This is a genomic window from Marinobacter sp. M1C, from assembly GCF_023314135.1.
In the GTDB taxonomy this organism is placed as follows: domain Bacteria; phylum Pseudomonadota; class Gammaproteobacteria; order Pseudomonadales; family Oleiphilaceae; genus Marinobacter.
Genome location: NZ_CP092289.1, coordinates 535,069 through 547,782, shown reverse-complemented (window position 1 = coordinate 547,782; position 12,714 = coordinate 535,069). Strand labels below are relative to the sequence as shown.

Annotated in this window: 17 protein-coding genes and 1 pseudogene; 10 read left to right on the top strand and 8 right to left on the bottom strand. The window is 53.3% G+C overall.

Annotated elements, in window-relative coordinates; translation table 11 throughout:
* Positions 1-78: 78 nt before the first annotated feature.
* The 3 genes from istA to MIH19_RS02555 all read left to right on the top strand — a co-directional run bounded on the left by istA (position 79) and on the right by MIH19_RS02555 (position 2,654).
* Positions 79-1,620, top strand: a complete 1,542-nt coding sequence (gene istA, locus MIH19_RS02565; protein WP_249006921.1) for an IS21 family transposase — start codon at positions 79-81, stop codon at positions 1,618-1,620.
* Positions 1,621-1,631: 11 nt separating this feature from the next.
* Positions 1,632-2,387, top strand: coding sequence for an IS21-like element helper ATPase IstB (gene istB / locus MIH19_RS02560; RefSeq protein ID WP_249007424.1), 756 nt, complete (start codon positions 1,632-1,634; stop codon positions 2,385-2,387).
* Between the two features lie 75 nt (positions 2,388-2,462).
* Positions 2,463-2,654 carry a hypothetical protein gene (locus MIH19_RS02555; RefSeq protein ID WP_249007423.1) on the top strand — a complete coding sequence of 64 codons (192 nt, stop codon included), beginning with the start codon at positions 2,463-2,465 and terminating at the stop codon, positions 2,652-2,654.
* 1 nt (position 2,655) lies between these two features.
* Here the strand turns inward: MIH19_RS02555 and MIH19_RS02550 are convergent, their stop codons facing one another.
* On the bottom strand, positions 2,656-2,895 hold the full coding sequence (locus MIH19_RS02550; RefSeq protein ID WP_249007422.1) for a hypothetical protein: 240 nt from the start codon (positions 2,893-2,895) through the stop codon (positions 2,656-2,658).
* A gap of 140 nt (positions 2,896-3,035) precedes the next feature.
* Positions 3,036-3,278, bottom strand: coding sequence for a hypothetical protein (locus MIH19_RS02545; RefSeq protein WP_249007421.1), 243 nt, complete (start codon positions 3,276-3,278; stop codon positions 3,036-3,038).
* A 411-nt stretch (positions 3,279-3,689) separates the two neighbouring features.
* Here MIH19_RS02545 and MIH19_RS02540 point away from each other — a divergent pair, with 411 nt between their 5' ends.
* The 6 genes and pseudogenes from MIH19_RS02540 to MIH19_RS02515 all read left to right on the top strand — a co-directional run.
* Entirely contained in the window at positions 3,690-4,037 is a 348-nt protein-coding gene (locus MIH19_RS02540; RefSeq protein ID WP_249007420.1) for a helix-turn-helix domain-containing protein, read from the top strand.
* Positions 4,034-5,308: a type II toxin-antitoxin system HipA family toxin gene (locus MIH19_RS02535; protein ID WP_249007419.1), complete on the top strand. Its 1,275-nt coding sequence runs from the start codon at positions 4,034-4,036 to the stop codon at positions 5,306-5,308. Before MIH19_RS02540 ends, MIH19_RS02535 begins: the two co-directional genes overlap by 4 nt.
* A gap of 393 nt (positions 5,309-5,701) precedes the next feature.
* The gene (gene vapB / locus MIH19_RS02530; RefSeq protein ID WP_249007418.1) at positions 5,702-5,932 is read left to right on the top strand and encodes a type II toxin-antitoxin system VapB family antitoxin; all 231 of its coding nucleotides are present in this window, start codon (positions 5,702-5,704) and stop codon (positions 5,930-5,932) included.
* Complete coding sequence (locus MIH19_RS02525) at positions 5,929-6,339, top strand: type II toxin-antitoxin system VapC family toxin (RefSeq protein ID WP_249007417.1); 411 nt, start codon at positions 5,929-5,931, stop codon at positions 6,337-6,339. The genes vapB and MIH19_RS02525 overlap by 4 nt, the downstream gene beginning before the upstream one ends.
* Before the next feature lie 179 nt (positions 6,340-6,518).
* Complete coding sequence (locus MIH19_RS02520) at positions 6,519-6,947, top strand: antitoxin Xre/MbcA/ParS toxin-binding domain-containing protein (RefSeq protein WP_249007416.1); 429 nt, start codon at positions 6,519-6,521, stop codon at positions 6,945-6,947.
* A 121-nt stretch (positions 6,948-7,068) separates the two neighbouring features.
* Positions 7,069-7,329: pseudogene (locus MIH19_RS02515) on the top strand (transposase); the annotation flags it as partial.
* Here the strand turns inward: MIH19_RS02515 and MIH19_RS02510 are convergent.
* The 5 genes from MIH19_RS02510 to MIH19_RS02490 form a co-directional block, all read right to left on the bottom strand.
* Positions 7,310-8,401, bottom strand: coding sequence for an IS3 family transposase (locus MIH19_RS02510; protein ID WP_249007415.1), 1,092 nt, complete (start codon positions 8,399-8,401; stop codon positions 7,310-7,312). The pseudogene MIH19_RS02515 and the gene MIH19_RS02510 sit on opposite strands and share 20 nt — an antisense overlap.
* Entirely contained in the window at positions 8,398-8,796 is a 399-nt protein-coding gene (locus MIH19_RS02505; protein WP_249007414.1) for a transposase, read from the bottom strand. Before MIH19_RS02505 ends, MIH19_RS02510 begins: the two co-directional genes overlap by 4 nt.
* A gap of 221 nt (positions 8,797-9,017) precedes the next feature.
* Positions 9,018-9,200: a stability determinant gene (locus MIH19_RS02500; RefSeq protein ID WP_249007413.1), complete on the bottom strand. Its 183-nt coding sequence runs from the start codon at positions 9,198-9,200 to the stop codon at positions 9,018-9,020.
* A gap of 379 nt (positions 9,201-9,579) precedes the next feature.
* Positions 9,580-10,446 carry a helix-turn-helix domain-containing protein gene (locus tag MIH19_RS02495; protein ID WP_249007412.1) on the bottom strand — a complete coding sequence of 289 codons (867 nt, stop codon included), beginning with the start codon at positions 10,444-10,446 and terminating at the stop codon, positions 9,580-9,582.
* Between the two features lie 5 nt (positions 10,447-10,451).
* The gene (locus MIH19_RS02490; RefSeq protein ID WP_249007411.1) at positions 10,452-10,598 is read right to left on the bottom strand and encodes an RRXRR domain-containing protein; all 147 of its coding nucleotides are present in this window, start codon (positions 10,596-10,598) and stop codon (positions 10,452-10,454) included.
* 169 nt (positions 10,599-10,767) lie between these two features.
* Between MIH19_RS02490 and MIH19_RS02485 the strand changes: the two genes are divergently transcribed.
* Positions 10,768-10,995, top strand: coding sequence for a transposase (locus MIH19_RS02485; RefSeq protein WP_249007410.1), 228 nt, complete (start codon positions 10,768-10,770; stop codon positions 10,993-10,995).
* Here MIH19_RS02485 and MIH19_RS02480 read toward each other — a convergent pair.
* Entirely contained in the window at positions 10,992-11,702 is a 711-nt protein-coding gene (locus MIH19_RS02480; protein WP_249007409.1) for a hypothetical protein, read from the bottom strand. The two genes, MIH19_RS02485 and MIH19_RS02480, sit on opposite strands and share 4 nt — an antisense overlap.
* Between the last annotated feature and the right edge of the window lie 1,012 nt (positions 11,703-12,714).

Below are 12,714 nucleotides of genomic sequence, written 5' to 3'. Positions count from 1 at the left end.
CCTGACTCACCCCATCGAAACCGTCCGGCGCGGGATAACTTAACGGTACTCTGAGTCTTTTCATCCGGAGAAGACCCGATGCCTGCGAAGAGGTTATCCATGCGTAAGATCAAAGAAGTCCTTCGCCTCAAATGGGAGCGAGGGCTGAGTAATCGACAGATTGCGGCGGCCTGCGGCGTCAGCCGCCCCACGGTAAGCGAGTATCTTCGGCGTTTAGCCGAGGCCGGTCTGAGCTGGCCATTGCCGGAGGATCTGGGTGAGGCTCGCCTTGAGCAGCTGTTGTTCCCACCCCCTCCAGACTTGCCGGCTCAGGTCCGGGGCATACCGGACTGGCATCAGATCCACGACGAACTGAAGGGTCAATACGTCACTCTGTTCCTGCTCTGGCAGGAGTACCGGCAAGCGAACCCGGAAGGGTATCAGTACAGCTGGTTCTGTGAGCACTACCGGGCCTGGCAGGGCAAGCTGGACCTGGTGATGCGCCAGGACCATCGAGCGGGTGAGAAGCTGTTTGTGGACTACGCCGGCCAGACCGTGCCCGTCATTGACCGCACCACCGGAGAGATCCACGAGGCGCAGGTCTTTGTGGCGGTGCTTGGGGCCTCCAACTACACCTACGCCGAAGCCACCTGGAGCCAGAAGCTGCCGGACTGGATCGGCTCCCACATCCGGGCCTTCGAATTCCTCGGGGGTGTGCCGGAACTGGTGGTTCCGGACAACCTTAAATCCGGTGTTACCAAGGCCCACCGCTACGAGCCAGACCTCAACCCGACCTACCAGGACATGGCCGCCCATTACGGCGTAGCCGTGGTCCCCACAAGGGTCCGAAAGCCCCGAGACAAAGCCAAGGTGGAAGGCGGTGTGCTGATCGTCGAACGCTGGATCCTGGCGGCGCTGCGCCACCGTCAGCACTTCTCCCTGGGGCAGCTCAATGCAACCCTCCGTGAGCTGCTGGAGAAGCTCAATCGCCGCCCCTTCCGAAAGCTGCCCGGATGCCGGTGCGACCACTTCGAACAGCTGGACAAACCCGCCCTACAGCCCCTGCCAGCAGAGCGTTATGTCTACGCGGAGTGGAAGAAGGCCCGGGTGAACATCGACTACCACATAGCCGTTGACGGGCATTATTACTCGGTGCCCTACACCCTGATCAAAAAGGAAGTGGAGGTCCGGATCACCCACAACATCATTGAGTGTTTTTACCGGGGCAACCGGATTGCTAGCCATCGCCGCTCTGACCAGAAGGGACGGCATACCACCATCGCCGCCCATATGCCCGAATCCCATCGGCAGGCCGGTGAGTGGTCGCCGGAACGGTTGATTGCCTGGGCGGCCAAGACCGGGCCCGCGACGGAAAAGCTCATCCGCACCGCCCTGGGTGCCCGAAAACACCCGCAGCAGGCCTACCGCTCCTGCCTGGGCATTCTCCGGCTGGGAAAGAGCTACGGCGAGGCACGATTGGAAGCCGCCTGCCGTCGAGCCCTGATGCTGGGTAGCTGCCGCTACAAAAGCATTGAATCCATTCTCAAACACCGCCTGGACCAGAAGCCCCTGGAAGAGCAGCAAGAGCTGGCCTTACCCGATACCCACGACAACATCCGCGGCCCGGCCTACTACCACTGAGGGAACCTGACATGCTGAAACATCCGACTCTGGACAAACTCCATGCCCTCAAATTGACCGGCATGGCCGCTGCACTGGCTGATCAGTCAGCCACGCCCGACATCACAGAACTGAGCTTCGAGGAACGCCTTGGACTGCTGGTTGACCGGGAGATGACCGAAAGAGACAACCGACGCTTGACCAGCCGGCTGCGCCGGGCTGGACTGCGACACACCGCCGTTCTCGAAGACCTGGATTACCGGAACTCACGCGGCCTGGATAAGGGATTAATCCAATCCCTGGCAAGCTGCCAATGGGTGAAGGAACACCTGAATGTGCTCGTCACCGGCCCCACCGGTGTTGGCAAAACCTGGTTAGCCTGTGCCCTGGCGCACAAAGCCTGTCGGGAAGGCTACACCGCGCAGTACGTTCGTCTGACTCGGCTGCTACGAGAACTGACCATCGCCAAAGGAGACGGTCAGTACCCCAAACTGCTAGCAAATCTCGCCAAAGTCGATGTACTGATCCTGGACGATTGGGGGCTCATGAAACTGAGCGCAGAGAACCGAAGAGACTTGCTGGAAGTGCTGGAAGACCGTTACGGCCGTCGCTCCACCATCGCCACCAGCCAACTCCCTATCGACGAATGGCATGACGTCATCGGTGACGCCACTCTGGCGGATGCCATTCTGGATCGGCTGGTTCACAACGCCTACAAGATCAATCTCAGGGGTGAGTCCATGCGAAAACGACAAGCAAAGTTGACGGGCACCACCGCTTTGGAGTAACAATGAAATCCCCGCGTCGCTACGCTCCGATGGGTGGCAGCTTTGCTCCGGTCCGGGTGGCAGGCTTCAGGTGGAATGGGTGGCAACCTTCAGCGGTTTACGCATCTTGCCTGTGTGGCTTATGAAATTTTGTTGGTAACGGGTGTTCGCATCCGGCCATATCCGGTTTGGGAGGCCGAATGGTCAAACCCTGAGCGATCGCGGCCTGTCGATCTGGATGTTTTGAAGAGGATTACCAGTGAGGGCATTATCGTCTGGCAGGCCTGATTTAGATTTGGGTCTTCTCCGACAAATACCGACTCAACAAAGTCACCATCTCATTGCCGCTAATCGCGCCGGCGCGCTTTAGCGTCACAATCAAATCTTCAATCTCATCAGTCACGACTTCATCACCCGCAAGACGTGTAGCGATTTCTGCCAACGTATCGTCAGGGGTCGGGTGATACCGAATGCTAAACTCAGTAGCCAATTCGATAACGTATTCCCTGATGCTTAAGTGATCGCTCATCGCTAAACGCCTATCCAAAACTATCAGATTTCAGCAAAGTAAACATGGGTGGCCACGTTTTAACGGGCCTATCCTTTTGCCCTTATACACCGAGTCCGAATACACAGCACTTGTCACGCCCATGAAGCGAGGCCTAGTCGTTACTCCCTATCTTTCGGCGGTTGGTCGCGATCTTCCATAAAATCGTCACTGACACCCTCATCGGCATCAAAAAACTCATCCCAGACCGACTCGGTTGGCCGGTCGTAGCGTTTAACCAAACCCTTGAGCCGTTCCAGAGGGGTAAGCTCCTGCGGCAATAGTTCAGCCAGTTCGTCGGCATGAGCACCTTTCGCATTGAGGCCTTCTAGTAGTTCCTGCTCTGTCATTCGTTTGAAAGACATCGCTTACCCTCCCCCTTTATATGCGCAAAGAATCACAATATAGCAGGCATTCAGTTTCGGCAGTCATTCAGGAATTCTCTCATCCACTTATTTTCAGTCGGCCGCAGCTCAAGCTTATAGATCTTCACTATTCGATAAAAGCGAGCCACATAACCGCACTGACCGGCGGGTGGTAACCACTTATCCGGCCCCGGTGCTGCTTGCTGCTGTTAAGTTAAGGCTGGCCTCAACTGGAAGCAGGTTGATGACGGCTGAGGATTTTGCGAACCAAACCGGCCTTAACCTCTAATTGGAAACCGGGTATCGGTGCCAGAAAATTAGCCGGCTGTCAGGGTTTGTTTTCTTTTAAGTGTGGCATAATATCCGGTATATCATATAGTGGGTATTTATCTACTCTTAAAGTTGCAGCTTATGAAACGCAAGTTACCACCAAGTGTGAACCTGGCACTGCGCAAAGTTGGCCAAGACATTGAGGTGGGCCGAAAGCGAAGGCGATGGACGGAAGACTCTATGGCCGAGCGCATCGGTGTGACCAGGAAAACCTATGCGAAAATCGAGAAAGGCGACCCCACCGTGAGCTGGGGAGCTGTGGCAATGGCGTTGTTTGCGCTTCAGATGACGGATCGACTTAGAGGTCTTGCGGATAGCCAGGCGGATGAAGTGGGTCTGTTTGCAGAGGTTGAGCAATTACCAAAGCGGGTGCGCCTGCCGATGAGCAAGGGTGGTAAAGAGGGTGGTAAAAAGGGTGATGCGCAATGAGCAGCCTCAGAGTTGTTAACGTGTACGCGGATCTGCACGGCAAGCCGGTCATGGTGGGTGTCCTCCGGGTGGTGTTTCAGCGCGGTCAGGAAAGGTCCGGGTTTGAGTATGCGGAAAGCTGGCTTGGTCATCCATTGCGGTACCCACTGGACCCGGAGCTCATTTTCGTGAAAGGGGTTCAGTACCCCGCCCCCGGGCGGACCATGTTCAACTGTTTTAGCGATTCTTCACCTGACCGGTGGGGGCGATACCTGGTAGCCCGACATGAGAAGTATAAGGCGGCGGCCGAAAAGCGCTCACGCCGAACCCTGCTTGATGTGGACTTCTTGCTGGGAGTGGAGGATGAGGGGCGTATGGGTGCGCTTCGTTACACGGTGGTGTCTGTAGAGGGTATCGAGAGCCCTTTCTTATCATTGACAGAGGATGGCGTTCCGCCCTTGGTGCGCCTACGGAACCTTCAGCATTCGGTGGCGAAGGTGGAGGCGCGCCGGGAAACTGAAGAAGATCTGGCGATGTTGATGGCGCCAGGATCTTCCTTGGGTGGTGCGCGGCCCAAGGCTACCGTCCGGGGTGAGACTGGTGAGCTGATGATCGCCAAGTTTCACCGTGCGCAGGATGACTGGCCGGTGATTCGCTGGGAAACTTTGATGTTAATGATGGCCGAAAACGCCGGCATTGATGTGCCCCGCCATCACCTGGAGCTAGTGGATGAAAAACCGGTGCTGTTGATGGAGCGTTTTGATCGGCGGAAAGGGGAGCGCCTGCCTTTTGCCAGCGCTCTGACAATGGTGGGCGCATCCGATGGTGAGTCGAAAAGCTATCTGGATTTGGCTGAGGCAATCCTGCAATTTTCGTCTTCCCCTAACGCCGATTTACGACAGCTTTGGCGCCGCATGGTGTTCAATGTGCTTACCTCCAACACCGATGACCATTTGCGCAATCACGGTTTTCTTCATGAGCCCGGCCTGGGCTGGCGATTATCTCCGGCCTACGATATGAATCCAGTGCCTGCAGAAGTGGGTCCACGGGTAATGGCGTTAGCGCTGGACGAACACGGGGATCGAACCGGGAGTCTGGATGCGGTTATAGCGTGTTCTGAATACTTCGGGCTGGAGCAGGATAAAGCGGAGATTGTGGCGGCAGAGGTCGCGGAGGCTGTAGGTCAGTGGCAGGCGCTGGCCCACCGTGTGGGCCTGAATGCGAGTGATCGGCGCCACATGGAGTCCGCGTTCGACCATGGTGATATAGAGAAAGCCCTGAAGGTAAAGTGATCCAGAAGATAGTGTTATTGCCAGCGGCTCATCCTGTCGCGGTGTCCGGAAAAACAGGGTGCGCGTTTTGGGGCGCTTTATGAAACCTACAAGCGAATCGATACGCTTCGCGGAGGAGTCTAAGGAGTTCAGTATTGGTTTGTCCGTGCGCCAGTGTGGAATCGTAATAAAGTCGGTAACAACATAATAAAGTTGGTAACTTTAGAGTGAGTTTAAGTAGCGGAGCTGGCGTTGCCTATGTGGCTGGAGTGCAAATAAGCGCCGTAATTTGAGCTCAGTGCCGATAAAGTAACAAATGGGAAAGCGCCCTAATTATTGGCAAGCATATGTCTTGCATATGCTTTCGGTTAAGTGCTATATTGCCTCTGTTAGCCACATATTGGAGACAAAAAGATGCGGACTGTTTCTATTTTCAAAAACGGCAAAAATCAGGCCGTGCGATTACCTGCTGACATGGCCTATACCGGCGTTGGAGAGCTTGAAATTTCGCGAGACGGGGACGTAATCACTCTTCGCCCTGTCAGGGCATCTTGGGCTTCTTTTGCCGATCTCCCAAAAGCGGACGCCGATTTCCTTAATGAGCGCCCCGTGGTCGCGAGTGATGAAAGCAGGTTTAATCTGTGACTACGTACATGCTCGACACCTGTATCTGCTCATACATCATGCGAGAGCATCCGGCGTCAGTGTTACAGCGATTGACCTACGAGGTTGAGCAGGGCGACCGAATTGTCATTTCAGCCATTACGTATGCAGAAATGCGATACGGACAAATCGGCAAGAAAGCTTCGGCCAAGCACAAGGTGTTGATTGATGAATTCGTAGAGCGAGTTGACGCCGTTCTGTCATGGGATCAGAGGGCGGTAGACGCGACAGTCACTGCGATGAGCCAGCTTCGCAAAGCAGGCACTCCCATTGGCCCTAACGACACGGCCATCGCGGGACATGCAATCGCCACGGGTTGCACTCTAGTAACGAACAATGTTCGTGAATTTTCTCGTGTTCCTAGTCTCGTTTACGAAGACTGGGTTTAATGCGAAATTAACTGATGGTGTATAGCTACATTGGAATCCGACGCAAAAGCCAGAGCTTAATAGTGACCAACTTTATTATCAGGCAACGCCAGCTCCGCTACTTAAACTCACTCTAAAGTTACCAACTCTATTATGTTGTTACCGACTTTATTATGATTCTACAGCCAGGGCAAACCTGATTGTGGGCATTCGTAAGCTCTCAAATCCTGACGAATGTTTTTAGCCAGACTGTCTTTGGGAATAAAAAAATAGGCCTGACGATGCTCTCACACCAAAAATATGATGCAGAAACACTGCACCGGTTAATGTTACCTGTCGCAAAAGAGCTTCGCCTGAGCAGTCTGGAGCTATTTTCTATTTGCGGATATCAGACTGAGATAGAGAACGACAGGCCAGTGTTCGAAACGCGCAAATGTTCGCTCTTACTGGGTATCGCGAAAGCTCTGAATATCTTATACAAAGATCCCCAGCGCGGCGCTCAGCGTTTGCGGCGGCCCTCCTCAGATGAACCCTTTAACGGCGATTCACCAATGGATCTGATGCAGCGTTCGGAAAAAGACCTGCAACAGGTTCGGCGATACTTTGATTATCGAGCCCAGCCACACTAAAAAAACTATGATGCTTTGTTCAACCAACGCACTCAGTGTTTCTGCAACTAGCTCGATAATAACGCGCAATGACCAGCTGCCCATTCTGTCAATGTGGCGGCTAATCATCTTGAAGTCCTCCAACAGCATAACGCTGGAGTTCATCAAACCGGGAACACCAACTCAAAACTCCTATGTTGAGCGCTTCGATCGAACGTACCGGGACGAAATTCTGAACATGTATGTGTTCCGGAATCTGACTGAAGTCCGACAGCTAACTGAATTCTGGATGACCGAATACAACGATGAGCGTCCCCACGATTCGCTGGAAGATCTGACGCCATGGGAATATCTGGCGGAACCTGTCAACCTGTTTCGGACAGCTACTCCAGAATTAATGTAGTTTCTCGTGCTGTGTGTTTTGCTCTTGCGAGTGTGGGAAAGTTCACGGCAGATGGCACTCCCAGTTTAGCCTCTTCCGATGAAATCGGATTGATGGCCACGGATGTCGGCGGCATGTGGGCAACTGGCCGGCCGCACACAAAACGTTCAGGGTTTGCCTGATACCAGCGGTCCAGCGCTTGCTGCCGTGTAACAGCCAGTTCCTGATATCGACCGGTAAACACCTGTTCCGGCGTGAACCCGGCCAGACCGCTGTGATGGTGCTCGAAGTTGTACCAGTCGACATAGCTCTCGAACCATTGACGGGCATGACTGACACTTTCAAAGCGGCCCGGATAGTCCGGCTGATACTTGGTCGTTTTGAACTGACTTTCGCTGAATGGGTTGTCGTTACTGACCCGGGGGCGGCTATGGCTGCCGGTCACTCCGCGCTCCCCGAGCAAGTCCAGGTAGCTGTGGGCGATCATGGGTGAGCCCTGATCCTGATGGATCGTGAGTTGGCCTGATGCCACCTGGTAGCGGCTCAGGGCTTCATCCATCAGTTGTTGCGCCAGCGCACTGTTCTCCTTGCGCGAGATCATCCAGGCCAGGATAAAGCGGCTGAACAGATCGATTACCACGTAGGCCGAGAGGTAAACGCCGCGCTTCTGGAGCGGGAGTTTGGTGATATCCCACGACCAAACTTCGTTTGGCCGTGTGGCCACCAACCGGGGTATAGCATGGCTTTGGGCGGGCCGCTGCTTGCGGCGGTCACCCTGGCTGCCGTCAGCCCGTAACAAGCGATACATGGTGCTTTCCGAGCACAGGTAGCGCCCTTGCTCAAGCAGCTCTGAGAAGACTTCAAACGGCGGCTGGTCGCGGAATTCTTCGCTGTATAGCGTCTGGCGGACTTCCCCACGCTCTTTCTCCGACAGGGCTCTGGGCTGCCGGCAGTGTTTGCGCGATGTCCGAGGCTGCTGGTTGCTTTGCGTCGCCTTGTGCCGCGCATAAACCGTGCTTCGGTTCAGTCCCAAAGCCCGGCACGCTAATGATAAAGGTAGAGACGCCGGGCGCTGGCGCAGTACCGTTGTCATTCGTTGTTCCCACTGGTGGCCTGGTCCAGCATCGATAAGGCTTTTTTTTGGAGATCGACACAATCCTGCGTCATTTGCAGTTTGCGTTTTAGCTGGGCTTTCTCTTTTTCCAGCTGCTCAATCCGGCGTTGTTCCGGAGTCTTGGATGCCTTGGGACCAGGGTTGGTTTTACTCAGACTCTCAGCCCCGCCTTGCTCAAGCTCACGGCGCCACTGTTGTAACTGATTGCTGTAAAGGCCTTCTCGCCGCAATATGGCACCCAGCTCCCCATATTGGCAGGCATCCGCCTTAGCGATGATTCGAAGCTTGTACTCGGTGCTGAATCGGCGCCTTGTGCGTTTCTCCAGTTCCGGTGCTGGCGACACCTGAGTTTCTGGCAATGATGGCTTTGGCATGACTACGACTCCTGAATCCATGGCCCTGGATCTATGTTAACTCACTAAGTGAGTGTATGGAGTCAGGTTGACAGACAGGGCTGGCGAAAGACCAACGGGCGGAAAACTCTAATCAGCGGTGCAACTAAAACAGGGATGTTTACAAAGGCGAGAGCGATGCTTAGTTACCAACTTCATTAACATCCTTGCAACGCAGCTTGACCCCGGCACGCGCAGCCCCTTTAACGAGCGCGCTCAGCATCTTCAATAATTGCAGCCATTCGAGCCATCACTTCGTCATGGGGAGTGCCAGGGCCAGGGCTGGCCAGCGAAGCAGCGACCTTGGCGCAGAACCAACGGTCATGGCTGTCTGCTTGTTTTTTGGTCTCGAACTCGGAAACGATGGGGGATAATTGAGCGCTCATTTTTTATCTCCTCGCCAGTATACGCTGCTTTACCGCTCGGTAGGCACCAGGATTAAGCCCTGGAAACAGCGAGCGAAACGATGCTGCAGTGTAAAGATAGCCGTGGCCACTTGACTGAGAATTCCGCAGCCACATGTTCCATGTGCTGAATAGGTTGCATACCATAGCTCCGCGGTTTGTTATGAATAAGATAACAAAACGCGGAGTAATTGTGGCGTGATAATAAAGTTGGTAACTAATTCTGATGCAGCGTTCGAAAAAAGACCTGGAACAGGTTCGGCGATACTTTGATTATCGAGCCCAGCCACACTAAAAAAACTATGATGCGTTGTTCAACCAACGCACTCAGTGTTTCTGCAACTAGCTCGATAATAACGCGTTATGACCAGCTGCCCATTCTGTCAATGTGGCGGCTAATCATCTTGAAATCCTCCAAATCGCCGTTGAGCAATCTATCAATCGGGCGGTGTCCGGAAAAAACAGGGTGCGCGTTTGGTTTCGCCATGAACCCGTAAACGTTTTCCGGGTTTGTAAATCGCCCCCGCAACGCTGCATGTAGGTTCAGAACGCCGCTGACTCGATGTAGCTGCTCGTTCGACAGACCGCTAGCTGAACCGGAACCCGATAATGCCAGAATCTGGGCCTGCTCGTGGGGAGAGCACCCCCAACGATCAAGTATTTTTATAGCCACTCTTAGGCCGGGGGGAGCGGGCTCATCTGCGACATTGCATAGGGCTTCACCTAGAACCTGGCCTGAGTCCTCTCTTAAATCGTCACTAACACCCTCACTGGAACCAAGACACTCATCCCAGACAGGATCGAATGGCCGGTCATAGTGCTTAACCGAGCCCTTGAGGCGCTCCAAAGGCGTAAGCTCCTGGGGCAGCGGATCGGCTAGCTCGTCCGCATGAGCTGTGTGAGCGTCTAAGCCTTTTAAGAGGTCTTGCTCGGTCAATTTATTATGCGCTGATATTTGTCGCAGTGTCAGGCGCATCCCAAAGCGTTTAAGAATCTGGTTGAGCGTTTTGACTGTCGCGCTTTTGGCATTCCGTTCCACGGCTGACATCGTATTGGCGGATAGTCCTGCGATCTTTCCGAACCGTCCTTGGCTCAGGCCTGTCCATTCACGACGCATACGCCGGATCGCGTCACCCAGTTCGATGTCACCGCGGTCAAGCGCGGCAATTATTTCTGCGCGTGCTCGGATTCGCTCATCACTACTTACCGGTTGCATGAATTTTGGCATGACAGTTACCTCGGGGCGGGGCCCCCTTCAACCAGAGTGCCTTGCTGGTATTCCGCACCGCTGATCTCCGGATTGGCCATTTTCTGCGTGTCGAACCGCACAAACTCTTGGCTGATGGATGTCACCGGTACCAGGTACTGGAGCCGACTCATTTTGGTGGCGGGCAGAGTTCCAGCCACCAAAATTCAATGAATTGTCGCCGTTAAAGCTGGCCCTGTTCCTCGGCAGCTTGCAGTAAAGAATGACCACTTGCCGCAGCTCCGCCCCCTTGTGCTGTAATGATCAAAATAGTGTCCACTTATTCCTTAGTGGACACTTATCATGAACAACGTAAGCGTAGCCCGCCCGTATCGAAAACGCCGTCAATACACCCCAGAATTCAAAACCCAGCTGGTGGCTGAAAGCCAAATCCCTGGCGCATCTGTTTCCCGCGTTGCTCTGGATAATGACCTCAACCTGCTTAGGCGCTGGGTCAGCAAGTGCATAAAACAGGTAAAGGCCTGTCGCCAGCCTCCCCCTCTGGGCGGGATTAGCGGTCGGTTACATTAATTTTTCTCTACGAGAAAGAACAGCGCCTTTCCGTGGTCATAAACCATGGGGGGAACTGTATGATCCTCGACTTTTGCCCTACGAGCGTAGAAAAATACACTCTCAGGTAAGTTCTTACTGATTTCCGTCATGAACTCAACATATTGCATCAAGCCGTCTTTTCCGAGACAGCCGACTTGGACTCTTGGATATTCTACATCGTGACCTGCATTCACTCGATATCCTTGAATGTTTTTTGCCACAAAGTCTGGAATAGGCTGCAGGTCAGAAACGGTGCTAGGGAAAATCTCGAAGCGAGCTTCGCATCTAGTGCCATCCTTCTTTATGCCGCTGAGCTTGGTTGCGAACGTTTCGGCAAAAAAAGGTATCCCCTTTTGCTCGTTATGAAATTCTACGCCACCTTCCAGCCCAAGAGTCTCCATTGCCTCCAGTGTTGCATCTCTGAGTTGGGCATTTAGCCACAGATGGGCAACGTCTTGACTCTCTACATCGTCTTTTGGGACCCAAGCAACAATTGTGCTGCGGTTGTCTTGTGCATCAGGTCGGGTGAGCATGCCAATTAAGCCAAGCCCGAAAGCGTTACCGAAGTCCATGTTGAGCATCTGGCTGTCCATGAAGTACCAGACGTCAATGCCCATGTCTAAAGTGTCCAGAACGGCACTTGGAATTTGGCCGCGAGGAACTGCGGAATCTTTTAGCTTGGTCATGCCTACCGAGTGAGTTAGGTTCCAGGCACGACTGTGATCATCGTGGTATTCCGTGATACCGGTAGACGCACAACCACTGAGTAAACTCACTGACAAGAGTGACCCGGCTACTAAAGCAGATTTTCTAGATCGCATAACGGTTTCCAAAATAAGTGGGCTTACTTCGTTCGTTCGAAACAAAATTTCACTTCTAAATGCTTCAATTGTTCTCTTTTCAAGCAGTGTTGCGAGCCGTCTATATGTCAGCTTAGTTTTCGTATTCAGCAAGAACCGCTTTATTATTAAATGCAGCCCGTTTCTGTATAAGTGTCCGGCGATCATTAGCACGGTGTGTGTCAGGCGCTTGCGTTTATCTGGACTCCGCACCTGATTTTCCAGTATCTAGGCGATAATGATGCTGCACAAACTACGATCTTTCGGCTTTATCAAGACACAATTCAGACCAATACCGAGAGTGCGCGCAAAATTCATGCTCTGCGACGCTTTGCTCATAAGCCAGCTAAAGTTAATGGCCATTGCCGTTGCTAACATGAGACTACTGGAAAGCTGATCCGCCGGAACCTTGCTATCTCGCAACTGACTAATACCCAGGTTTCAGGCACGACTATGGTCATCGTGATATTCCGTAACACCATTAGATACACAACCACTGAGCAAACTCACTGGCAACAAAAACCATACCAACGGTCCTAAAGCCAATGTTGTCCATTCTAGCGTTCAATCCTTTGCCGCACTAACTTATGCCGCTTAAAATTACATTAATACACATAAAGCAATGAAAATATTACAAAAATAATGCTACCGCACATTCATTGAGGCTAAATTACGTGGCAGTTCTCGCTACTCAAGCACGGCAGCCTATCCCCCTTTTGTGCTCCGACAGATGGGATGGTAATCCCTCCCAACAACCCCTGGGGGTCAATTGATAAGAAAGGCATATCTGCAACAAATGAAAACAGACGGGAGAACCACCCACTGGGGCGCTCGCGAAGATACCTTTCTGTCCCTTCGT

What these genes read in the sequence shown, in the direction of transcription:
- MIH19_RS02485 (WP_249007410.1), top strand. Translation starts at nt 10,768, where the DNA reads ATGAACAACGTAAGCGTAGCCCGCCCGTATCGAAAACGCCGTCAATAC.
- MIH19_RS02550 (WP_249007422.1), bottom strand. Translation starts at nt 2,895, where the DNA reads ATGAGCGATCACTTAAGCATCAGGGAATACGTTATCGAATTGGCTACT.
- vapB (WP_249007418.1), top strand. Translation starts at nt 5,702, where the DNA reads ATGCGGACTGTTTCTATTTTCAAAAACGGCAAAAATCAGGCCGTGCGA.
- istA (WP_249006921.1), top strand. Translation starts at nt 79, where the DNA reads ATGCCTGCGAAGAGGTTATCCATGCGTAAGATCAAAGAAGTCCTTCGC.
- MIH19_RS02500 (WP_249007413.1), bottom strand. Translation starts at nt 9,200, where the DNA reads ATGAGCGCTCAATTATCCCCCATCGTTTCCGAGTTCGAGACCAAAAAA.
- MIH19_RS02490 (WP_249007411.1), bottom strand. Translation starts at nt 10,598, where the DNA reads ATGAGTCGGCTCCAGTACCTGGTACCGGTGACATCCATCAGCCAAGAG.
- MIH19_RS02495 (WP_249007412.1), bottom strand. Translation starts at nt 10,446, where the DNA reads ATGCCAAAATTCATGCAACCGGTAAGTAGTGATGAGCGAATCCGAGCA.
- istB (WP_249007424.1), top strand. Translation starts at nt 1,632, where the DNA reads ATGCTGAAACATCCGACTCTGGACAAACTCCATGCCCTCAAATTGACC.
- MIH19_RS02555 (WP_249007423.1), top strand. Translation starts at nt 2,463, where the DNA reads ATGGGTGGCAACCTTCAGCGGTTTACGCATCTTGCCTGTGTGGCTTAT.
- MIH19_RS02545 (WP_249007421.1), bottom strand. Translation starts at nt 3,278, where the DNA reads ATGTCTTTCAAACGAATGACAGAGCAGGAACTACTAGAAGGCCTCAAT.
- MIH19_RS02505 (WP_249007414.1), bottom strand. Translation starts at nt 8,796, where the DNA reads ATGCCAAAGCCATCATTGCCAGAAACTCAGGTGTCGCCAGCACCGGAA.
- MIH19_RS02535 (WP_249007419.1), top strand. Translation starts at nt 4,034, where the DNA reads ATGAGCAGCCTCAGAGTTGTTAACGTGTACGCGGATCTGCACGGCAAG.
- MIH19_RS02510 (WP_249007415.1), bottom strand. Translation starts at nt 8,401, where the DNA reads ATGACAACGGTACTGCGCCAGCGCCCGGCGTCTCTACCTTTATCATTA.
- MIH19_RS02540 (WP_249007420.1), top strand. Translation starts at nt 3,690, where the DNA reads ATGAAACGCAAGTTACCACCAAGTGTGAACCTGGCACTGCGCAAAGTT.
- MIH19_RS02480 (WP_249007409.1), bottom strand. Translation starts at nt 11,702, where the DNA reads ATGACCAAGCTAAAAGATTCCGCAGTTCCTCGCGGCCAAATTCCAAGT.